The organism is Streptococcus suis, from assembly GCF_002960445.1.
In the GTDB taxonomy this organism is placed as follows: Bacteria; Bacillota; Bacilli; order Lactobacillales; family Streptococcaceae; genus Streptococcus; species Streptococcus hyiners.
This window is the reverse complement of record NZ_POJD01000142.1, coordinates 46,159-68,911: the sequence shown is the minus strand read 5'-3', so window position 1 is coordinate 68,911 and position 22,753 is coordinate 46,159. Positions and strand designations below refer to the sequence as shown.

The window sequence follows — 22,753 nt, the reverse complement described above, 5'->3', positions numbered from 1 at the left end:
AATTAGTTTCCCAATCCGCTTACTGCTTATTTCTCAAAAACAATCCCACCATCCGATATTGTAAAACGAACCTCGCCCTTCAAGCTATCTCCTACAAATGGAGAATTGGCTGACTTAGATGCAAAGTCTGCAGTAACCAAGCGGTCTGCATTTGGATCGAATATGACTAGATCTGCCGGACCATTTTCGGCAAGATAACCTGCATCAAGGCCATAGAGCTTGGCAGGGTTAATGGTCATTTTCTCGAGTAATTGCATGAGACTTAGATGCCCATCTTCTACCAAGTGAGTTAGACCCAATGAAAGCGAGGTTTCTAAACCGGTCATACCAGACGGTGCTTGAGTGACATCCTCCACATTTTTCTCATCAGCATGATGAGGAGCGTGGTCTGTCGCAATAACGGTTATGACGCCTGATTTCAAACCTTCAATCACAGCCAAGCGATCACTTTCTAGACGTAGGGGCGGGTTCATCTTGGCATTGGCACCTTTGGTCAAAAGTAAGTCCTCAGTCCGTGAAAAATGCTGGGGTGCTACTTCTGCTGTTACCTTAGCTCCTAGGCCTTGAGCAAATTCGACAACCTTGACTGACTCCGCTTTGGACAAGTGCTGGATATGGACACGGGCATTTGTTTCATAGGCAATCATAACATCACGTGCAACCATGCTGTATTCTGCCACGCCAGTTGCTCCACAAACATGGAAATGCCTTTCAGCTACTTGCTCGTTCAACCCCAAAATACCATTCAAATCAGGGTCTTCTTCATGCAGACTGATGAGGCAGTCGTGAGCTTTGGCTAATTTCATAGCCTTTCTCACCACGCCAGCATTTGTCAAAGGAATACCATCGTCCGAAAAGGCTACAGCTCCAGCCTCTAGTAAGGCAGGAAAATCGGTCAGATGTTGACCATCAAATTGATTGGTGATAGTTGCCACACTGTAAATGTGAATGGCTTCTTTTTTGGCAGATTCTAAGACTTCTTTCAGAGTTTCGACAGTCGAAATCGTCGGACTGGTGTTGGCCATCATAACTACGGACGTAAAGCCACCCGCAGCAGCAGCCAAGGCTCCAGTATGAATATCTTCCTTGTGGGTCTGACCTGGCTCACGGAAATGCACGTGAACATCGACCAAGCCTGGTGCAACGACCAAGCCTGTCGCATCAATGATCTGTTCAACATCTTCTGTAATCACATCATCAATCTTTACGATTTTCTTGCCATCAATCAAAAGATCACATACTTTATCTAGACCAGATTGTGGATCGACGACACGACCATTTTTTACTAATAACATTCGACTTCTCCTTTGGCTGCCAACTGCTTTTAACGCAGCCAGTCAATTTCTGAACTTCCTTTTGAATGTAAAAAGGCATTTGCTTGTGAGAAGGGCTTGCTTCCAAAGAAACCTCGATAGGCTGAAAGAGGGCTTGGATGAGCTGATTCAACAATCAAATGGTTGGGATTGGTAATCAGCGCTTTTTTCTTACGAGCATAAGCACCCCAAAGAATATAGACAACAGGCTGGTCTAAGCCATCAACCACCTTAATAACAGCATCTGTAAACGGCTCCCAGATTTGCCCTGCATGCCCATTGGCCTGACCAGCTGGCACGGTCAAACAAGCATTGAGTAAAAGAACACCCTCTTCCGCCCACGCTGTCAAATCGTGGTCCTGCTTGACCCCGATATCATCTGCCAATTCCTTGAGGATATTTTGGAGAGATGGCGGAGCTGGTACCGAATTGGGTACAGAGAAGGACAAGCCCTGTGCCTGACCAGGTCCGTGATAGGGATCCTGTCCCAAAATAACCACCTTGACCTTTTCTAATGCTGTTGTCTGGATGGCTGCAAATACCTTCTCACGAGGAGGATAGACTGTCCCACTTGCATAAGCTTTATCCAAAAATTGATTGATTTTACCGAAATAATGTTCGGGCAACTGTTCCTTAATCAATTCATGCCAGGCTGAATGTTCCATACACAACTCCTAGTTTGAACTTTTTTCTTTGACAATATAAACAGGGCGTTTCTTGGTTTCTAAGAAGACTTTGGCCAAATATTTACCAAGAATACCGATTGTCATCAACTGCAAGCCACCTAAAAACAAGATGATACAGATAGTTGATGGCCAGCCGATTGTTGGATCACCAAATACCAAAGTTTTAAATACAACGAACACCATCAAGACCAAAGACAGCAAGAAAGTAAAGAATCCTGTGTAGGAAGCAATATTTAGCGGTGTATCTGAAAAATTGATAATCCCTTCAATCGAGTAGGAAAGCAACTTCCAGAATGACCAACTGGTTTCACCAGCCACTCGCTCAACATTTTTGTAGGGCAGATATTCCGTTTCAAAACCAACCCAGGCAAAAATCCCCTTTGAAAAGCGATTGTATTCAGACACAGAGAGAATGGCATCGACCATGTGACGACGCATAAGTCGGAAATCACGGGCACCGTCAACTACTTCAACTTGGCTAATCTTATTCATCAATTTATAGAATAATTTGGCAAAAAAGCTACGAATTGGTGGCTCTCCATCTCGACTGACACGACGGGTTCCCACACAGTCCAAATCTGCATTAGCTTCAAGCATAGCCTTCATTTCTATCAACATCTCAGGCGGATCCTGTAAGTCTACGTCCATAACAGTAACCAAGTCGCCTTGAGCTGCCTGTAAACCAGCATAGAGGGCTGCTTCTTTACCAAAATTTCTTGAAAATGATAGATAGCGAACAGCTTGGTCTTGACCAGATAACTGACGCAAGACTTTTAAAGTGCCATCCTTGGAACCATCATTAACAAAAATATATTCAAATTTTTCCCCCATTTCCTTACGAACCTTTTCCATAGCCTCGTAAAAATAGGGAATTGCCTCTTCTTCATTAAAACAAGGCACGATAACTGAAATCATCTATTTCTCCTCATACGGTCAATTTGTATGTCAAACATACTGTAAGTTCCATTATACCATTTTAGAAGATAAGTTCCCAGAAATCGTGCGTTTAAACATGACTACTTAATCTTCTAACCAAGTTTCTTGGTTTTGGCGGAACTTCTTGAGCAAGGTCAAGCCATCAGCATTGATATAGCCCTGTACTTTTGCGACCTTAATGAGTTCTGAGTAATTGCTGAGCGTTACCAATTTGACACCAGCATTGTCAAAATTACGCTCTGCTTTTGGTAATTCGTAAGTGAAAATGGCCACCACACCGATAACATCTGCCCCTTCACGCTCAGCCGCTGCAACAGCATCCAGTACAGAACCGCCTGTTGAAATCAAATCTTCAATGACCACCATTTTTTGTCCCTTAACAATGCGGCCTTCCAACTGATTGCCAACCCCATGTTCTTTTGGTTTGCTACGAATATAGGCAAAGGGCAAATTCATACGGTCAGCAATAATAGCTCCGTGTGGGATACCTGCTGTCGCAGTACCTGCAATAACTTCGACTTCTGGAAATTCTTCTTCAATACGCTGAACAAAGCCATCTTCAATCAAGTTCCGTGTTTCAGGATAAGACAGGGTAATGCGGTTGTCTGTATAAATCGGAGATTTAATACCTGATGCCCATGTAAATGGCTTTTCTGGACGCAGGTGAACTGCCTTAATGTCCAACAAGTGTGATGCGATTTCTGTTGCTAGTGTCATAATAGACCTCCTTAAAGTGCGTAAAGAATTTCAAACCTATTTCGCCAAACAGATTTGTACATGTTTATCTATAGAATTTCTATTTCTAGGAATGCTGTGTCCATTCCTCCTTAATAGCCAGATAGGCCTGGTAAGGATTTTCAGCTCGTGTAACGGGACGACCAACCACGATATAGTTACTTCCAATTCTGGCTGCCTCAGCCGGTGTCATAACTCGTTTTTGATCACCTAGATCGTCCCCAGCTGGTCGAATACCAGGTGTCAAGCAGACAAAATCCGACCTCGTAGCACCTTTAATCAATGCAACTTCATGGGCTGAACAAACGACTCCGTCAAGACCAGCTTGTGCCGCCTTTTGAGCATAGTGAATAACCGCATCCTGCAAACTAGTCTGGATATTCTGGTCGCTTCGCATTTGCTCTTCAGAAGTAGAGGTCAGCTGAGTGACTGCGATTAAGACAGCATCCGCCCCCAATCCTCTGCGGGCAGCCTTCATCATCTCAACCCCACCAGCAGCATGGACGTTGGTCATATCCACACCTAGTTTTGCCAGAACCCGCATGGCAGATTCGACTGTATTGGGAATGTCGTGCAATTTTAGGTCAAGGAAAATACTGTGACCGCAGTCTTTTAAATAGGAAATAATACTCGGACCTTCCGCATAGTAGAGTTCCATTCCCACTTTCACATAGAGTTTTTCATGGGCTGGGAATTGTTCTAGGAAGGACTGAACTTCCCCTTTACTCGCAAAGTCTAAGGCGATAATTGGACGTTTCTCTTTCATAAATTCCTTTCCAAATCGACACAAAAACCCTGCCAGATTGGACAGGGAGGTAGACGAAATCAGCCTGAAAATCAACTTTCAAGCTATATTATGCTACCTTTTCAGACTCTCTGGACGTGGTTAAAGGACGATGTTACTCTAATAATACTATTTTATTTTATTTTTGTCAACGCTTACCCAAGCTTTCTCTAACTTCTTGGCGTAAATTTTCTAAGGTGTCAATCCCATAAACATCCATACGTTTTGGTAAATCCTTGATAATGGTTGGACAGGCAAATGGGTCTGTAAAGTTGGCTGTTCCAACACCAATGGCTGAAGCACCCGCAATCATCATCTCTAAAGCCTTGTCAGCCGAATCCACACCACCCATGCCGATGATTGGTAGCTTGGTCATCTGTGCCACCTGACGAATGAGTTTTAGGGCAACTGGAAAGACCGCTGGACCTGACATACCACCTGTCCCATTTGCCAAGATTGGCTGGCGATTTTTAAGATTGAAACGCATACCAACCAAGGTGTTAATCATAGTCAAACCGCTGGCACCAGCATCTTCAGCCGCCTTTGCCAAGAGGGTGATATCTGCCACGCTCGGTGTTAATTTGACATAGACAGGCACAGAGGAAGCTTCTACCGCAGCCTTTACAGCATCATAGGCCAATTCTGGCACCTGTCCAATCAGCAATCCATTGTTGCCATGGTCCACGTTTGGACAGGAAATATTTAGTTCAATGGCTTTTACATTTGGAGCTTGTGAAATTTTCCCTGACACATAGGCATATTCTTCATTGGAAAAACCTGCCACATTGGCAATGATGGGCAAGTCTGGGAATTGTTGCTCTAGCCATGGTAGTTTTTCGGATAAGACCGCCTCAACACCTGGATTTTGAAGTCCAATGGCATTGAGCATGCCTGCCGGAGTTTCAGCCACACGGGGAGTCGCATTACCATAACGAGGATACCGAGTAGTAGCCTTAATCATAATGGAGCCAAGCTGGTTGAGGTCATAGTAGTCCGCATACTCCTGACCAAAACCGAAACAACCTGATGCTGGAATGATGGGATTTTTCAAGTCCAAGCCTGGTAAGGAAATGGCTAATCGTTTCTTCATCTTACCCTCCTATAAAATCAGACTGCCAGTTGCAAAGACAGGACCTTCCTTGCAGACACGCTTATTCTCATATTCTTGTCCCTGCTTTGGTTTGACAACACAGGCATAGCAAGCCCCCATTCCGCAAGCCATGCGCGCCTCAAGGGAGATGTAGGCGTGGGGATGGTCCTGAAAACGTTGGTCAACATAGTTCATCATGGCAGGTGCTCCACAGGAATAAATGGCTGCATAGCCGTCTGTTAACTGTTCAACCACACTTGCCACCGTTCCTTTTTGTCCGTAGGAACCGTCATCCGTTGTGACATAGACCTGACCGAATTGGGCTAATTCTTCTTCCAAAATGACTGCCTCTTTTGTGGCGAAGCCAATGACTGACGTGACTTTGGCGCCACGTTTCGCAGCCTGTTTGGCTACTTCCACCAGAGGTGGAACACCGATGCCCCCTCCAATAATGAGAATATTGTCACCTGCTGTAAGAAAGTCCACTTCAAACCCTTTCCCAAGCGGTCCCATGACATCTAAATGTTGTCCGACAGTCATCTTAGAAAAGACTTCCGTCCCTTGACCTTCCACTCGATAAATGAGCCTGCATTGAGAGTTGACCTTATCAATCTCGGAAATAGAAATTGGTCTTCTCAAAAGCATGGAATCATCAGGAACACGAATATGGATAAATTGCCCCATCTTCATATCCTGAACCATCTCACCCTGTAAGGTCATAGCAAAAATACGTGGGGCAAGTTGGACTTGGTCAACAAGCAACATTTGTTCTTTTAAAATCATCTTTTCTCCTATTCTATGCAAACACAGAAAATAAGAAAGTCGATATAGAGAAAAAAACCTTGCTGGCTAGCAAGGTTACACGAAAAGAAGGCAGTATCTGCCCTATTTATCACGTTCCCTTCTTCGCCTCTCTGGACTCAGTTAAAGGATATATTTTCAGCATTATACATTTTTTAGAATTATTTGTCAAATCATGATACAATAGAGGTATGAGAATTCAACAATTATACTATATTATTAAAATCGCAGAAACCGGCAGTATGAACGAGGCTGCCAAACAACTCTTCATCACTCAGCCCAGTCTTTCCAATGCTGTCCGCGATTTGGAAAAGGAACTTAGCATCAAGATTTTCTTCCGCAATTCCAAAGGGATTACCTTGACCAAGGATGGTATTGAATTTCTTTCCTACGCCCGCCAGATCGTTGAACAGACTGAACTCCTCGAGGATCGTTATAAAAATCCAAATGCTAAACGCCAACTCTTCAGCGTATCTTCCCAACACTATGCCTTTGTTGTCAATGCCTTCGTATCTCTCTTAAAAGATACGGACTTGGAAGATTATGAGCTCTTTCTAAGGGAAACACGGACCTGGGAAATCATTGATGACGTCAAAAACTTCCGTTCAGAGATAGGCGTGCTTTTCCTTAATCACTTCAACCGTGATGTTCTCTTAAAACTGCTAGACGATAATCGTCTATCCTACACCCATCTTTTTACTGCCAAGCCCCACGTTTTTGTCAGCAAGACAAATCCACTGGCACAGAAGAAATCGATAACTTTGGACGAATTAGCTGATTTCCCTTATCTTAGCTACGAGCAAGGTATCCACAACTCCTTCTATTTTGCTGAAGAAATATTGGCACAAGAGCACCACAAGAAATCGATTGTCGTTTCTGACCGTGCTACCCTTTTTAATCTACTGATTGGTCTAGATGGCTATACCATTGCAACCGGTATCCTCAATTCCAATCTCAACGGAGATAATATCGTTTCTATTCCTTTAGAATTTGATGATGAAATCGAATTAGTCTATATTCAGCATGAAAAAGCTATGCTGTCAGACATGGGCGAAAAATTTATCAGTCACTTATTAGAAGAAGTGAAATTTAGTAAAAAATAAATCCAAATTTATATAGATTCACACAAAATAATATGTTATAATATATTCATGAAAGCTTTCTGAAAAGGAAATTGAAATATTTCAATTTTTGTCTAGGAAACGCTTTCATTTTTTTTGTTTGTATGATATAATCTATGTATAAAATATATTAAGGAGTGATTAGATGGCTCAAAATAAAATGTTAGCTATGATTCTTGCTGGTGGACGTGGAACACGTCTAGAAGGTTTGACCAAGAAAGTTGCCAAACCAGCGGTCGCATTTGGAGGAAAATATCGTATTATTGATTTCCCTCTTAGTAACTGTGCCAACTCAGGTATCGACATTGTCGGAGTATTGACCCAGTACGAACCTGTACTCTTGAACTCTTACGTTGCCCAGTCACAACGTTGGGGCTTGGATGTTCAAGGCTCTGGTGTCTTTGTACTTCCTCCAAGTGAGAAGATTGAAGGTTTTGGTCTTTATAAAGGTACTGCTGACGCTATCACCCAAAACATTGACTTTATTGATTTGAACGATCCTGAATATGTCTTGATCTTGTCAGGTGACCACATCTACAAGATGAACTATGACAAACTCCTTGACACCCACATTCAGAAAAAAGCAGATGCAACCATCGCTGTTATCGAAGTGCCAATTAAAGAGGCTTCTCGCTTTGGTATTATGAATACTGACGAGGACTATCGTATCGAAGAATTCGAAGAAAAACCTGCAAATCCGAAGAGCAACTTGGCATCTATGGGTATCTATATCTTTACTTGGAAGACCTTGAAAAAGTATCTCCAAGAGGATGATAAATCTGAGACGTCTTCACATGACTTTGGCCATGACATCATTCCTAAATACTTGGAAGACGGTCGTACTCTCATCGCCCATCCATTCCGTGGCTACTGGAAGGACGTTGGTACTGTAAACAGCCTTTGGGAATCAAACATGGACTTGATTGACCATGCTGGTGACTTGGATCTTTCAGACCGTTCATGGAGAATTTATTCAGAAGACAAGGGCTCTCCAGCTCAAGTAATCGGTGCAACCGCAACTGTTAAGTCAGCCTACATTGACAAAGGGGCTATCATTGACGGCTATGTAGAACACTCTGTCATTTCAACTGATGTTCAGGTTCATAAAGAAGCTGTTGTGAAAAACTCCGTCCTTCTTCCTGGCGCTATCATCGGTGAGGGAGTTGAGCTAGACTATGTTATTGTTGCTGAAAATGTTAAGATTGCTGACGGAACTAAGCTCTCTGGTGACGCTGATAATATCCTCTTGATCGATAAGAATGTAACCAAGTAAGAAAGGACTGCTATGTTAAGAAATACTCTAGGAATTGTAAATATTGAAGGAAACAATGTACACTTTGGTGACGTAATGGAACATCGTGGCGTACAAGCCTTTGGTTTTTTGGGACGCTATCGACTAATTGACTTCGTTCTATCAAACATGTCAAACTCAGGTATTACAGAGTTCCAAGTTTATATGCCTGTTCGTATGCGCTCAACTATCCAGCACGTTGGTACAGGTAAACACTACAACATCAACAGTAAACGTGGCTCTCTTCGTTTGCTCAACAGTGTGACAGATCCAAACTCTGTTTATCAACATGATATCAATGCCTTTTCTGACAACCTTCATTTCATTGAAAATTCAACCAAAGAATATGTGTTGATTGCACCTTCTTACTTCATCTACAGCCAAGATTTTACCAACGTCATGGAAGAGCATGAGAAAACAGGGGCGGATATTACAGTTCTCTACAAGAATATCACTGATGCTAAAGAAAACTTCATCGGTTGCCAAACCTTGAAATTTGACGATAACAAACGTGTCGTTGCTTTTGAAGAAAACCACGGCAAGTATAAAAACCGTCCTGTTTCATTAGAAGCCTACATCATGAAACGCACGACTTTTATCGAATTGATCAAACGTGCCAACAAGGTTTCATCACTCTATTGGTTGAAAGATATTCTTCGTGATACAGTGGATCAATACAAAATCATGGGCTATGCACACCGTGACTTTGTAGCTTGTATCAATAATGTTGAGTCATATTTCAAAACTCAGATTGATTTGATTGACCGCGATACACGTAAACTTCTTTTCAAGAATGACTGGCCAATTCATACGCAAACAAGCGATTCTTCACCTACTCTCTATGGTCCACTGGCAGAAGTCAAACGTAGTTTAATTGCCAATGGTGCCAATATCAATGGGCAGGTAGAGAACTCCGTTATTGACCGCGATGTGATTATTGAAGAAGGGGTTGTCGTGAAAAACTCTATCATTCTCAATGGTGTAACTATCAAGAACGGTACTACCATTGAAAATGCCATCATTGACAAGTCGACAAAGATTGTTCATTCTACAGATATTAAGGGCAGTGAAGCAAATCCAGCCTACATCAAAGCACATCAAATCATCTAGGAGAAATCATGACAAGAAAATCTGTTCTCTTTGTTGCATCTGAAGGACTTCCATTCATCAAGACTGGTGGTTTGGCCGATGTTATCGGATCCTTGCCAAAAGAATTGGTAAAACAGGGGTTGGATGTCCGTGTGGTTCTACCACTCTATAAAAAAATTGCTATCAATAACCACGCTGATTTTGACTATGTGTCTAGTTTTGATGTTCGTGCAGGCGACATTCAGTCCATGGCTAATGTTTACAGCCAAGTAATCGACGGAGTGACCTTCTATTTCATCGAACACCGTGACTTCTTTGAACGTGATGAACTGTATGGCTATGACGATGACGCTATGCGTTTCGGTTTTTTCCAGCATGCAACCTGTCGTCTATTGGAAGCCTTAGATTTCTTCCCAGATGTCATTCATACACATGACTGGCATACTGCTGCACTTCCATTCCTCTGCCGTACTTTCTACAGCTACCGTGAGGAATTCCGTGCTATCAAGCATGTCTTCACCATCCATAATCTAGCTTTCCAAGGCATTTTCCATAAACAAGCCCTTTGGTCTGCTCTGGGAATGGACTACAGCTACTACTTAGATGGGATTGCTCGTTTCCATGACGAATGCATTTCCTTTATGAAATTGGGTATCTTGTATGCTGACAAGGTAACAACCGTTTCAGATACCTATGCGCGTGAAATTTTGACCGAAGAATTCGGTGAAAATATGCAACACGTTCTCGAACTTCGCAAGCATGATTTGGTTGGAATTGTTAACGGTATCGACTACGATAGCTGGGACAGTCAAACAGACCACTATCTTGTGAAAAACTATGGACTTGAAACGATCGCTGATAAGAAAGCCAATAAATTGGCTTTGCAGGCACAGTTCGGACTTCCACAGGATGAACATGTCCTGATGATTGGTATCGTATCTCGTTTGACCTGGCAAAAAGGATTCTATCTCTTAACTGAGGTACTCAGCCATCTTCTTCAAGCCCATGTCCAATTTGTCATCTTAGGGAATGGTGAAGCGGATGTTGAAAATGCCTTCAACCACTTCAAACATGCATATCCTGAAAAATTTGCCTTCTACCGTGGCTATAATGAACCGCTTGCCCACCAAATTTATGCAGCAAGTGACCTCTTCCTCATGCCATCTATGTTTGAACCGTGTGGCATCAGTCAGTTGATTTCCATGCACTATGGTACACTTCCATTGGTTCGTGAAACAGGTGGTTTGGTAGATACGGTGACACCTTATCATATTGACAGCAAAGAAGGTACTGGCTTTACATTTGGTGGTCGTGATGCCTACAATATGCGACAAGTCTATGATTTGGCACTTCAGACCTACTATGACCGTCCAGAAGACTGGTATTCTATGGTCAAACAAGCTATGGAACGTGATTTCAGTTGGACTGCTTCTGCTGAAAAATACATCTGGCTCTACCGTGAAATCAGTGGCTAGATAAGATTTGTAACAAACTGAAAAGGAGTGTGACCAACGTCCACTCCTTTTCCACAAGGGAGATTGCTATGACAGAATTTACTGATTTGGATTTATACTATATGAATTCCGGTGAGCATACTACTCTTTATGAAAAAATGGGTGCTCATTTGGTGAAGGAGCGCAATAAAATCCTTGGCACTCAATTCCGTGTCTATGCTCCAAATGCTAGAGAAGTTTTCTTGGTTGGAAACTTTAATGACTGGCAACGAACCCATCCCCTACAGCATGAAATTGACGGTGTATATCAGCTTTATGTTGAAGGTTTGAAATCTTTCGAGGACTACAAGTATGTGATTATCACCCACGATGGTCGGGAAATTTACAAGGCTGATCCTTATGCCTTTTTCAGCCAAGAACGTCCCAACACTGCCTCTACAACCTACAATCCGCGATACAAGTTTAAAGACGAACTATGGATGTACCATCGCGTCGATTACGATTTCAAGGAGCAACCTGTTTCTATCTACGAAGTTCATCTTGGTTCTTGGAAACAGAAATTTGTCAATAAAAATGAGGGTGGTGCACCACTAGAAGCCTTTTATAACTATAAGGAAATTGCTCCGCTTCTCATTGAACACGTCAAGGAAAATAACTACACTCACATTGAACTCTTGCCAATCACTGAGCATCCGCTAGATGCATCTTGGGGCTATCAGGTTACAGGTTATTACAGCCCTACCAGTCGCTATGGCAAGCCAGATGAACTCAAGTATTTGGTTGACCAATGTCACCAGGCTGGAATTGGGGTCATTCTGGATTGGGTTCCACTTCATTTCTGTAAGGATGCCCATGGCCTCTATCAATTTGACGGCAGTTGGCTCTACGAATACCCGCACGAACAAGACCGCGAAAATCACCAGTGGGGAACAGCTAACTTTGATTTAGGTAAGGGCTTGACGCGTTCTTTCCTTCTATCTAATCTCAAATACTGGTTGGAAAACTTCCATTTTGACGGCATTCGGGTGGATGCCCTGTCCTACCTGCTCTACTGGCGTGGTGAAACGGAAGATGACAAGATTAACCATGGAGCGATTGATTTCATCAAGCGTGTCAATGCCATGGTTCACACCGACTATAAGGGTGTCATGATGATTGCGGAAGATTCGTCAAGTTTCCCTAAGGTAACCCATCCTCTAGAAGATGGTGGTATCGGTTTTGATATGAAATGGGATTTGGGTTGGATGAACGATACGCTCAAGTTTGTAGAACGTCCGTCAGTCTATCGTAAATACCATTCCAATGAAATCACTTTCGGCATGTACTATAACCAGAATGAGCAATTCCTCTTGCCATTGTCCCATGATGAAGTCGTACATGGCAAACTCTCTATCATCGATAAAATGAATGGGGAGTATGAAGACAAATTCCACTTGGCCCGTGTTTACTACAGCTTCTATTTTGCTCATCCAGGTAAGAAATTACTCTTTATGGGCAATGAATGGGGCCACATCCGTGAATGGCATGAATACACTGAAATGGATTGGAATTTACTAACTTATCCAACTCACTCTAGTTTCTACCAGATGATGAAGACCCTGTCTACTTTCTATCGTGAACACGATGCATTTTGGAAGTATGATTATCAAGCCTACGATAAAGGATTTAAGTGGGTGAAAATTGATAGCGAAGCTAGTCTATATGCCTTTTCACGCATGAGTGATGACCAAGAAATCTTGACCATTCATAATTTTAACGACCAAGAATTGTTCGATGTCCACTTGGATTTGCCTACTGATAGCGAATACAAACTGGTCTTCTCTTCAAATGTCCTTCCAATGGAAACATTCAGCCTCTATCCAGATAAAAATGGGGCTACAATTACTGTTCCACGCTTGACAAGTTTCTATCTAGAGCGGGTGAAATAAGAGCATGTAAGAATGGAGTTCAAAACTTCATTCTTTTTTGTATGCAAAAACAACCACCGTTTCCGATGATTGTTTATCTGAATTATTCAACAGCTGTATAGGTTGCTGCTTTTTCAAGGAAGGTATCAAATTCGCCACTTGCTTTCACTTGAGCGATGACCTTGTCAATTTCAGTTTTTAGGTCTGCACTTCCTTTTGGAAGGGCGATAACTTTTGAGTTCTCATCAATGGTTGGAAACTGTGCTGATGCAATTGCAAGGTCACTGTTTTGTGAAACATAGCCTGCTGCTACTGGTGAGTCCATCAAGACAGCTTCTACCTTACCTGTCTTCAATTCATTAACTGCTTCACCCATTTGTGTCAATGAAATAATTTTTGCATCTGCCATTTTTTCTTTAGCATAGGTTTCTTGGGTAGAACCTTTTTGAACAGCCAAGGATTTTCCTGCAAGAGCATCAACACTTGAGATGGTTTCCGCATTTTCTTTCTTAACAAGTAGAACGTCAGCAATTTGGTAATAGCTTTCTGAGAAGTCAAAAACTTTTGCACGTTCTTCAGAGTAAGATAGACCAGCGATTGCAATGTCAGCCTTGCCAGATTGGACGCTGTTCAAAACGTTGTCAAAACTCATTGCTGAGACTTCCAACTTCACACCAAGCTCATCCGCAATTTTTTGTGCCAGCATAATATCTGCTCCAACAACTTCGTTTTTGCCATCAACAAGCGTTTGGAATTCAAATGGTGCATAGTCAGGACTTGTCGCTACAACCAAGGTTCCTTTTTCTTTAATTTTCTCGAGTGTTGATTGGCTTGAAGATGAGCTAGTTGAAGAACAAGCTGCTAGTGTAAATCCAGCTAACAAGGTAGCTGCTAAAGTAAATAGTTTTTTCATTTTTTATCCTCTTTTTCCTTCTTTATTGAAACGATGTCATTTTTCCTAATGAATCATCGGACCTTGAAAGTAATTTTCTCCATTTTTTCTTCCTCTTTTCAAAAGATATGTCTAGTATATAGTAATTTTATACACTTGTCAACAATTATTTTGTATTTTTATGCGATTTTTATTTTTTTTATTCAAACAAAAAAATTCTAGCCCTTTCATTAGGGCTAGAATGGAGGAAATATGTAATTTTATGAGATCAATTCCATTGTATCTCTTGCAATCATTAGTTCTTCGTTGGTTGGAAGCACAAATAACTTGATACTGGAATCGTCTTTACTAATTAGTTTTTTACTACTTTCATTTGCTTCATGATCAAGTTTCACACCGAAAACAGAAAGTTTTTCTGCGACTTTCTCACGTATCAATCTGGAATTTTCACCAATTCCTGCTGTGAAAACAATGGCATCTGCTCCACCTAAATCTACCATATAGGTCGCAATGGTATGAGCAATTCGATTGGTAAACATTTCAATTGCTGTGATGGCTTGAGAATAGCCTTTATGATAGGCTTCTTCGATATCTCGCAAATCATTACTAATTTCGGAAACAGCTAATAGTCCAGACTCTTTATTCAGAATGGCTGTGATTTGACTAGGGGTCAAGCCTTCTTCTTCCATTAGGAAAGGAAGAATGGCTGGGTCAATATCACCACTTCGGGAGCCCATCATCAGCCCTGCTAAAGGAGTGAAGCCCATAGAAGTGTTGATAGATTTTTGTCCCTTTATGGCACAAATACTAGCCCCATTACCTAAATGACAGCTGATTACCTTTAGCTGATCCGTATCCGATCCTTGCTGTTTATATACTTCCTTGGTAATTAAAGAAATGTATTTATGGCTGGTGCCATGGAAACCGTATTTGCGTAAACGGTACTTATCATAATACTTTCTAGGTAGAGGGTAAAGGTAGTATTCCTCGCTTAAGGTTTGATGAAAGGCTGTATCAAAAACTGCCACATTTGGAGTATTTGGCAAAAGCTCCTTGAAGGCTTTAATAACCTCTAAGTTTGCTGGATTATGACTTGGAGCTAAGAAGGACAATTCATCAATCTTTGTCAAGACACTTTCGTCAACCAAAGCCGATGCCTTAAAATAATCACCACCATGGGCCACACGATGCCCAATTCCAGCAATATCTGCTAAAGATTGTATAATACCTTTTTCATCTAATCTTTTTAATAGATAGTTTACTGCCTCTTTATAACTTGAAAGAACTAGTTTTTCTGTCTCCTTTTGTCCTTTGTAAACCAAAGTAAATGCCGATTCCGGTTCTCCAATTCTTTCAAATATGCCTTTAGCGATGATTTCCTCAGCAGGCATGGCTAATAATTGAAATTTTAAAGATGAACTACCAGCATTGATTGCAAAAATTTTCCTCATTACTCGTCCTTTCTTTAATCACATTTTACAATGAGAGAGGGATTAGCCCATTCCCAAGGCTTTAAATACGAATACAGCTAGAGTTGCACCAACAGTTGGTGCAACAATTGGAATCCAAGCATAGCCCCAATTCGCTCCGCCCTTATTTGGAATAGGTAAGAGGGCATAGGCCAAACGAGGACCGAAATCACGCGCAGGGTTGATGGCATAACCCGTTGTTGAACCGAATGACAACCCGATGGCCATAACTAGGAAAGCAACTACAACAGGAGCAAGACCTACTGCAAAACCTGCAGTATTCATCAATAACAAAACGAAAATGAAGAAGAAGGTCGCGATTACTTCACTCAAGAAGTTAAAGGTTGTGTTTGGAATAGCTGGACCAGTGGCAAAAATACCGACTGAATTCCCTTCCTCAGCTGTTGTTGCTTGGAAATGTGGATAGTAATGCAAAACAACGATTGCTGCACCAGTAAAGGCGCCGAGAATTTGTGCAATGATGTAACCTGCCACCATACTCCAATCAAACAAGCCGCCTAAGGCAAAAGCGATTGTGACTGCGGGATTTAGGTGCCCACCTGTTTCAAAGAAACCAGCAACATAAACACCGCACATTACGGCAAAGCCCCAGGCAAAGATTACAGTTAGGAAACTAGGGGACATATTTTTGGATAGGGCGTGTTTTAAACTAATTGAGGATCCGAAGCCTGTACCAAAGGCTATCAGAACCATTGTTCCTAAAAATTCACCAATGTATTTCTCCATCGTGAGAATCTCCTTCTAATATTATTTTAGATTTATTTCTTCAATTGCATACTCGGCAATTGTTTGATCTTCTATGGCGTTGCCGCCACTGATACCAATTGCTCCGATAATCCGTCCCTTGGAATAAATAGGAATTCCACCTGCTAAACTAACAATCTGACCTTCTGACATTGTTTCTAGTTGAAAGAGCCAATGGTTGGGTTTTGTTAATAGAGCTAGGTCTTTTGACTGCATTTTCATGCCAACAGCTGTGTAGGCTTTTTTATAGGCCATATCGTAGCTAACCAAAAGGGAATCTTCCATGCGATAGGATAGGATTACATGAGCACCTGCATCCACCAGGGTAATCACAACAGGTACTTTCAATTCCTGTGCTTTTTCTCTGGCACGATTTACAATATCAAAAGCTAGGTCATAGAGATTTATGCTGTGTAAATCATCTTTTTTTTCTAAGAGCTCTTGACATTTTTGAATGATTCTTTGAAGCAGGATTTCATCGATTTGATTTTGTGTCATCTTTTCTCTCCGATTACCTATTTCTAAAAGGATGTTTCCAAGGCAGAATCCTGTATCAATGGAGTTCCTTTAACAAGTTTAGCTGCATTAGTCCCTAAAATCCTTAAGACACGATTAGACTGGTTTGGATAGTTACTTAAACGATAGAAAAACTGTTCCGTTTGTAAATTTCGATAATGGAGAACAATTTCTCTTTCATTGATAGCTAAACCAACCGAGAGTGGTGAGGACTGAGCAGCTTGATGGGCCAGAGAAACGATACTTTCCGAAGAAAGTTCTATAGTTTCTTTTAAAAATGGAATTCCTTCTTCCTCCATACCAAGCACTAACTGAGTCAACTTTTCTTCAGGCACCTTTCCCAACTTGTAAATAAGAATAACTGGCTTAGTTGCTTGATAGAACATAAGCATCACCCCACTCTTCTTTACAGTATGAAAGTACCAAACCTGTTGCTACTGCATTTCTTGGTCCAGAAGTTCCTCGGATATTTCCTCGACCAGCCACGATATTGCTCTGAGATAGGGCATCGGTTATCAACTGCGGTACTTCAAAGTCTAAGGCGGACCCGCCTACTATAACCACAAATGGAATATCTCTGATGTCTTGAGTTGGACTGACCGTCTTTAAGGCCCGAATGGCGTTGGTCACAAAGACTCTTTCTTTGGCTGTCTGGCGAACAATCTTGATTTTTTCGATAGAATAGTCTGTGTCAAGCGGTACTAATTCTCCAGTGTCTTTGACGATGACTACTCGGGCAAATAAATCTCCGCTCAGAGGTTTGTCAAAGAATTGGACACTGCCATCCTCATGTCGAATATGGAAAATACTTTCTACCTTGGCAAGGGGGTATTTTTTAATATCCTCTGCCAAATGCCTATCTTCAAGACCCAACTCTGTGTTAATAAGCATGGTGACCATATCACCAGCACCAGCTAGGTGGACAGCTTGGATATCCCCTTTTTGGTTAATAATGGAGGCATCTGTGGAACCAGCCCCAAGGTCTAGAATAGCCATTGGTTGACTAGTACCTGGTGTTGTTAAAGCTCCAAGAATAGCTGAGTGAGCCTCAGCTCCCCCGATTTCAACAGGTACACCCAATTCCTTTTCAACTTCCTGAGCAATAAGGGACATCTGTAATCTGTCAGAGTTAACCATGGAGGCAATTCCAACGGCCTGCTCCATTGAAAATTCTCCGGCAAGACCACCTTTTACAGTGATAGGAGCAAAAGTATCCACTGCCAGAATATCCTGAATCTTAATCTGATCCAGTTGTTTCTCAGTTAAATTTGCCATGGTAAGCCGGACTTTCTCAAGCATACCACCCACATTTGTGCCTGCTTCACCCAGAACATTTTCAATATGTTGAATACGGGAAACATGGTCCATAATGGCTTCTGCACCTTTTGAAATATCAACGCTGGTATTCTGTTGCTGACCAATAATCTTGATAGTTCCAGCAGGAATTGTCCTTGCTTGAACATCTCCTTTTGGTGTTTTGATGACAACGGCTGAACGATTTCCAATCAGGGCACGGGCAATCGGAACGACCTGCTTGGTATCCTGTGCATCCAACTGAAAGACCGTCGCAATACCATAAGGATTGGAGAGTTGGGAAATGACTTTACCAACTTCTGCAACCTCAACCGCCGCCAACATCCCTAAAGGCACCTTATCTATATAGGAAATTTCATCTACAATCGGTATCTTTTTCTCTAAGCGATTATTAACTAAGACACCGTCATCAGCCTGCAAGACCGCACCGACAATCTTATATCCTCTTGAAACATAGGCATTGATAAGTTGGGCCACCGCATCGAAATCCACTTGCTTAGAAGCCACAACGATATAGCTATCTGTCATTGGCTTATTGATCAAGTCCAAGATGTCAACGGTATAACCAACCCCCAACCCAAGTCCACCTGGTGTCCTTGGGTTGTGGCCAATCATGGTAGATTCTGTAATGACAGTTTCCGTAATGGTTTCCATAGCAACATCTCCAATTACAGGAGTTGCTTCATTGATACGGATCAAAGAAATATCTTTGATACTAAGATTGGTTGGTTCTAAGAGTAATTTCAGGGACTGATATATGCCATGAACATTTTCTTTTGTTCCCTTGATACCAGTTGTATCTGCAATCGCAGAGGACAGAAACTGGACGGTTCCATTATCGTATAGCTGAGCTAAGGCAGACTCAGTTGATGAATTTCCAATGTCAATACCGATAATATACTTCATTCCTTCTTCCTCCTTTCGATTTTCAGATTAGTTATCACCTTTTAGTTTCTTACGACGTTCATAGTGTTCTGCTGCTTCACGGACAAATCCTGAACAGATTTTCGCGCCATAGACATTTTCAAGTTCATTTGCGATGTCCAATAGTTCTTGCTTAGAAGAACGGTAAGGACGAAGGGCATTATAGATTTCCAATACGCGTTCATCTGGTACCTTGGTCAATTCTGCCGCGCGTGAGAAATTGTATTCGATAGCTTCACGACCAGCATTACGCGCGATTTCTCCTTGTTTTAAGAGGATTTCTGGCTTAATCCGCAAGTCTTTTGAAGTGATACTACCATTGACAATATTTTCCAAGGTAATATCTTCAAATTTCTTGTTATCACCAACAACAATCCAGTCTGGGTGTTTTTGTGCAATCGGATAGTCTGCTGCAGTAGCTTCTGTACCTTTTGGTAGACCACTGGTTACAGGTTTGTCGTGTCCATTCATCTCTTCTAAGATTTTTCTTACTAATAGTTCTACTGATTCACTCATTTCGATTTCTCCTTGAAGATTTTCTTAAATCAATTCAATTTCATCAGCTGGACGACCTTTTTCAACAAGCTTGGTTTCTTTGATATGAAGCAAGGCTGAATAGGCTTGGTACTTAGGACGAGCCATTTGGTCATTCAAGGTTGGAACAGGGTTTGGTGTTTCACCTTTGGCATATTTAGCAGCATTTTTACCAATTAAACGGTAAGTATCAGCTGTCAACAGTGGTGCTTGTGGGAAGAGTTCTAAGTTACTCAATGGTGGTAAATCTCTTTGGTGAATAACTGTTGTTCCCTTAGACTGAATACCGATTGAAATGCCTGAACCAGATAGGTGGTCGCCTTCTACTGCTACAAAGGCAACATCTGATGAACGATAAACTTTCACAACACGCGCTTTCAGCCCTTCTTCTTCAATACCTGCAATCACTTGTCGTAACACTTCTGTATGAGGGATATCAACCATGGTCTTGGTTTGTTGTGTGCCAAAAGCAGGACCAACTGCAATAACCACTTCATCAACAGATTGGCTTGGTTTGGCAACGCCAATGGTGCGAACAACAGCCTTTTCTGGCAGGACTTCTTTCTTGGTAGTTGTAGTAGTTTGAGTTGCAGGAGTAGGATTTGTCAGGCCAACTTCCTTGATTACTTCTGCAATAATGGAACGTAGTACGTCCTCATTGATGGTTGTCATAATGATTACCTCCTAGATATCACGTGGATCAATGGCATTTGGAATGTTCTTCACTTTTTCCCATTCCTCTCCAACCAGACGGTGACCTGTGCCGACACCGACGTAGTCATTTGGTGAGTTGATTGCAGAGATAACATTCCAATTGCGGTCAAAGATAGCAGATGTTTGCAAGAAATCTCCAGCAACACGTTGTTTGAAGAGATTTACAAGCTCATTGGCAACATCTGGGAAACCATTATTGGCAAGGGCTTTAATGAGGTCTACGCCTTGTACACCGCGTTCTAAGAGATTAACAGCTGCCTTGATGTCTTCAACCTTGTCACGCTCTGGCATATCTTTTGAACCATGGGCGTAGGTAGCTGCTTCAACTTCCTCATCTGTAATAGCTGGTAAACCAAGACCTTTGAAGAGGGCTTGCATAACTTTGGCTGCTTTACGGCGAACTTGAACAACTTCCTCTTCGCGAGCTGGACGCAAACCACCATCAACACGCAAGTCACGTTGCAAGATATTGTAATCATCGTAGTCTTCTGCATCCCAGTTAGAACCAGCAAACATGTTGTCGTAGTTTGGTGTAGAAGAGTAACCTGAGTTGATGAAGTCTGTACCTGGCGCCAATTGCATCAAGGTGCGGACAGAACGACGGAGGTCTGAATGAGTAAAGGTTTGGTCATTTGAAGAAGCACATTCCAAGTCAAGCATGGTAGCAATCAAGTTTTCAGCAATGACTGCACGGATACCACTTGGAACGGCCGCAGGAATACCGATACAAGATACAGAACCGTTTTGGGTACCTTGTACACCAGCTGCTTTTGTGATATACAAGCAACGAGCTTCAAGATAGAGCATGGATTTGCCTTCTGCTTGCCCCATCTGCACTTCTGCACCAGTACCTGATGTGAAACGCATCTTCAGACCACGAGAAGCATAGGCAGATGCCAAGAAGGCTTTAGACCACGGAGTATCGTCACCGTCTGTAAAGACATCTTCCGTACCATAAACAGAAATGGTTTCAGCGTAGGCTGTAAATCCTCTCATACCAAGGTCTAGCTCGGTTGCTTCTTCCAAGGCACATTGGGTCAATACACCTGGACGACCAACTTGAGAACCAATCATAATCCCTAAGGCGTTGAATGGGGCATAACGAGCAACCGCAACAGTTGTTTCTTGCTCTGCAAATCCACGAAGGGCACCTTCTGCCGCATCCGCTGCAATTTGAACAGGGTTATCGTTTACGTTAGTAACGTGTGATTGAGTAGCTGTCTGTTTGCGGGTACGCATTTTCTGAACAGCCATCATAATTTCTACGACGTTCATATGACTAACAACTTCAACAATTTTAGCTGGAGTCATAGCCTTGGTCAATTTAACAATTTCAGAACGAGGTACAGAAGGAGTCAAAATCATATTGGCAATCTCTTTCGAGTCCATCTTCACGACTTCTTCTGCATGAGCCAGATCAATACCATAGTTTGCAATAAACTGATCAATCAAGTCAAATTCTTCTTTTGGCTTCCCATCCAATTCAACCACTTTACCATTGACAATTTTGATACTTGGTTTTGGATCGTTGGGGCTTTCCATTGCAATAAGACCTTCTTCAACCCACTCTGTTACAAATCCGTCTTGGTTGATTGGGCGGTTACTTAATGCCTCAAAACGTTTTGATTTCATATTTCTTTCTCCCTATCTATCAGATGTATGAAGGTTGAGAGTTAACTGGAGTATCACCAAGCGTACCTAACAATTCTTTACCGATTTCACGGGCAGAGATCACAGCTTGACGAACAGCACCAGAATCACCACTGATGAAGAGAATGGTTTCATTTGAATTACTTGTTCCATTTCCTGGAGAAGCATATCCGATTACATCAACATCTGCTGCTTTTACAGCTGTATCTGCCATGACAACACCAATAGCAGCTGGAGCCCCAACAATCAAACCAAATGCACGACCAACTTCTGCACCAAAAGCTGCTTGACAAGCATGGCTAGCACGAGCAGTATATTGCAATTCGATATGACCTGCTTCATTGGCATAGACATCACCGAATGTACGAGCAATATCACCAAGAGTTACTTCTACCGCCCGTTTCACGTCTGAAACATCATCACCACCAAAGATAATCAAGCTACCGTGACCAGCACCACCTTTGGTATCACGTGGTAATTCAATTTTAACAATTTCTGTGTTGGTTGCTTTTACTGCTTCATCTGCAGCCATAATGTGAGGACCAGCACCAGTACGAGCACCTACCACACCAAGTGAACGGTAAGATTTTTCCAACTTCATCGCACTGAGTACTTGTTGATCGACATTTGCAATCACCAATCCAATAGTATCACCAATAGGGTTTGAACCAATAAATTCGGTAACATTACATTTGTTTGCCATAATAATCTTCCTCTATTTTTTGTTTTCATTTACATCGCCTAATGCGATAACGCTTACATTTTGTT

General features: G+C 42.0%; 22 protein-coding genes. 5 read left to right on the top strand and 17 right to left on the bottom strand.

Annotated elements, in window-relative coordinates; genetic code table 11:
- Nucleotides 1-26 precede the first annotated feature (26 nt).
- The 7 genes from C1G53_RS04180 to C1G53_RS04150 form a co-directional block, all read right to left on the bottom strand.
- Nucleotides 27-1,295 (bottom strand): dihydroorotase, encoded by a 1,269-nt coding sequence (locus tag C1G53_RS04180; RefSeq protein WP_105117792.1) that lies wholly within the window; start codon nt 1,293-1,295, stop codon nt 27-29.
- Between the two features lie 29 nt (nt 1,296-1,324).
- Nucleotides 1,325-1,978, bottom strand: a complete 654-nt coding sequence (locus tag C1G53_RS04175) for a uracil-DNA glycosylase (RefSeq protein WP_105117791.1) — start codon at nt 1,976-1,978, stop codon at nt 1,325-1,327.
- Between the two features lie 9 nt (nt 1,979-1,987).
- Nucleotides 1,988-2,914, bottom strand: a complete 927-nt coding sequence (locus C1G53_RS04170; RefSeq protein ID WP_105117790.1) for a glycosyltransferase family 2 protein — start codon at nt 2,912-2,914, stop codon at nt 1,988-1,990.
- A gap of 105 nt (nt 2,915-3,019) precedes the next feature.
- Nucleotides 3,020-3,652, bottom strand: a complete 633-nt coding sequence (gene pyrE, locus C1G53_RS04165) for an orotate phosphoribosyltransferase (protein ID WP_105109403.1) — start codon at nt 3,650-3,652, stop codon at nt 3,020-3,022.
- Nucleotides 3,653-3,737: 85 nt separating this feature from the next.
- The gene (gene pyrF, locus C1G53_RS04160; RefSeq protein ID WP_105117789.1) at nt 3,738-4,436 is read right to left on the bottom strand and encodes an orotidine-5'-phosphate decarboxylase; all 699 of its coding nucleotides are present in this window, start codon (nt 4,434-4,436) and stop codon (nt 3,738-3,740) included.
- A gap of 166 nt (nt 4,437-4,602) precedes the next feature.
- Nucleotides 4,603-5,544 carry a dihydroorotate dehydrogenase gene (locus tag C1G53_RS04155; RefSeq protein ID WP_105117788.1) on the bottom strand — a complete coding sequence of 314 codons (942 nt, stop codon included), beginning with the start codon at nt 5,542-5,544 and terminating at the stop codon, nt 4,603-4,605.
- Between the two features lie 9 nt (nt 5,545-5,553).
- Nucleotides 5,554-6,327, bottom strand: coding sequence for a dihydroorotate dehydrogenase electron transfer subunit (locus C1G53_RS04150; protein WP_105117787.1), 774 nt, complete (start codon nt 6,325-6,327; stop codon nt 5,554-5,556).
- A gap of 209 nt (nt 6,328-6,536) precedes the next feature.
- Between C1G53_RS04150 and C1G53_RS04145 the strand changes: the two genes are divergently transcribed.
- From C1G53_RS04145 to glgB, 5 genes are all read left to right on the top strand, one after another.
- Nucleotides 6,537-7,448 (top strand): LysR family transcriptional regulator, encoded by a 912-nt coding sequence (locus tag C1G53_RS04145; RefSeq protein WP_105116826.1) that lies wholly within the window; start codon nt 6,537-6,539, stop codon nt 7,446-7,448.
- 163 nt (nt 7,449-7,611) lie between these two features.
- Nucleotides 7,612-8,739, top strand: coding sequence for a glucose-1-phosphate adenylyltransferase (locus tag C1G53_RS04140; RefSeq protein ID WP_105116827.1), 1,128 nt, complete (start codon nt 7,612-7,614; stop codon nt 8,737-8,739).
- Between the two features lie 12 nt (nt 8,740-8,751).
- Nucleotides 8,752-9,867 carry a glucose-1-phosphate adenylyltransferase subunit GlgD gene (glgD, locus tag C1G53_RS04135; protein ID WP_105117786.1) on the top strand — a complete coding sequence of 372 codons (1,116 nt, stop codon included), beginning with the start codon at nt 8,752-8,754 and terminating at the stop codon, nt 9,865-9,867.
- 8 nt (nt 9,868-9,875) lie between these two features.
- Nucleotides 9,876-11,321: a glycogen synthase GlgA gene (gene glgA, locus C1G53_RS04130; protein WP_105117785.1), complete on the top strand. Its 1,446-nt coding sequence runs from the start codon at nt 9,876-9,878 to the stop codon at nt 11,319-11,321.
- A gap of 68 nt (nt 11,322-11,389) precedes the next feature.
- Nucleotides 11,390-13,228: a 1,4-alpha-glucan branching protein GlgB gene (gene glgB, locus C1G53_RS04125; RefSeq protein ID WP_105117784.1), complete on the top strand. Its 1,839-nt coding sequence runs from the start codon at nt 11,390-11,392 to the stop codon at nt 13,226-13,228.
- 82 nt (nt 13,229-13,310) lie between these two features.
- On the opposite strand, the gene C1G53_RS04120 is transcribed toward glgB, so the two are convergent.
- From C1G53_RS04120 to pduB, 10 genes are all read right to left on the bottom strand, one after another.
- Nucleotides 13,311-14,120 carry a transporter substrate-binding domain-containing protein gene (locus C1G53_RS04120; protein ID WP_105117783.1) on the bottom strand — a complete coding sequence of 270 codons (810 nt, stop codon included), beginning with the start codon at nt 14,118-14,120 and terminating at the stop codon, nt 13,311-13,313.
- A gap of 239 nt (nt 14,121-14,359) precedes the next feature.
- Nucleotides 14,360-15,550 (bottom strand): acetate/propionate family kinase, encoded by a 1,191-nt coding sequence (locus C1G53_RS04115; RefSeq protein ID WP_105117782.1) that lies wholly within the window; start codon nt 15,548-15,550, stop codon nt 14,360-14,362.
- Nucleotides 15,551-15,592: 42 nt separating this feature from the next.
- Nucleotides 15,593-16,315: an MIP/aquaporin family protein gene (locus C1G53_RS04110; RefSeq protein WP_024380875.1), complete on the bottom strand. Its 723-nt coding sequence runs from the start codon at nt 16,313-16,315 to the stop codon at nt 15,593-15,595.
- 21 nt (nt 16,316-16,336) lie between these two features.
- Nucleotides 16,337-16,831, bottom strand: a complete 495-nt coding sequence (locus C1G53_RS04105) for a GlcG/HbpS family heme-binding protein (protein WP_105117781.1) — start codon at nt 16,829-16,831, stop codon at nt 16,337-16,339.
- A gap of 23 nt (nt 16,832-16,854) precedes the next feature.
- Entirely contained in the window at nt 16,855-17,235 is a 381-nt protein-coding gene (locus C1G53_RS04100; RefSeq protein WP_105118118.1) for a glycerol dehydratase reactivase beta/small subunit family protein, read from the bottom strand.
- Nucleotides 17,216-19,069 (bottom strand): diol dehydratase reactivase subunit alpha, encoded by a 1,854-nt coding sequence (locus C1G53_RS04095; RefSeq protein WP_024380878.1) that lies wholly within the window; start codon nt 19,067-19,069, stop codon nt 17,216-17,218. The genes C1G53_RS04100 and C1G53_RS04095 overlap by 20 nt, the downstream gene beginning before the upstream one ends.
- Nucleotides 19,070-19,096: 27 nt before the next feature.
- Nucleotides 19,097-19,603, bottom strand: coding sequence for a diol dehydratase small subunit (locus C1G53_RS04090; protein ID WP_024380879.1), 507 nt, complete (start codon nt 19,601-19,603; stop codon nt 19,097-19,099).
- Nucleotides 19,604-19,627: 24 nt separating this feature from the next.
- A complete protein-coding gene (locus C1G53_RS04085; RefSeq protein WP_024380880.1) occupies nt 19,628-20,293 on the bottom strand; it encodes a propanediol/glycerol family dehydratase medium subunit in 666 nt (221 codons plus the stop codon).
- A 12-nt stretch (nt 20,294-20,305) separates the two neighbouring features.
- Nucleotides 20,306-21,967 (bottom strand): propanediol/glycerol family dehydratase large subunit, encoded by a 1,662-nt coding sequence (locus C1G53_RS04080; RefSeq protein ID WP_024380881.1) that lies wholly within the window; start codon nt 21,965-21,967, stop codon nt 20,306-20,308.
- A 19-nt stretch (nt 21,968-21,986) separates the two neighbouring features.
- Nucleotides 21,987-22,688 (bottom strand): propanediol utilization microcompartment protein PduB, encoded by a 702-nt coding sequence (gene pduB / locus C1G53_RS04075; protein ID WP_024380882.1) that lies wholly within the window; start codon nt 22,686-22,688, stop codon nt 21,987-21,989.
- Nucleotides 22,689-22,753: the final 65 nt, after the last annotated feature.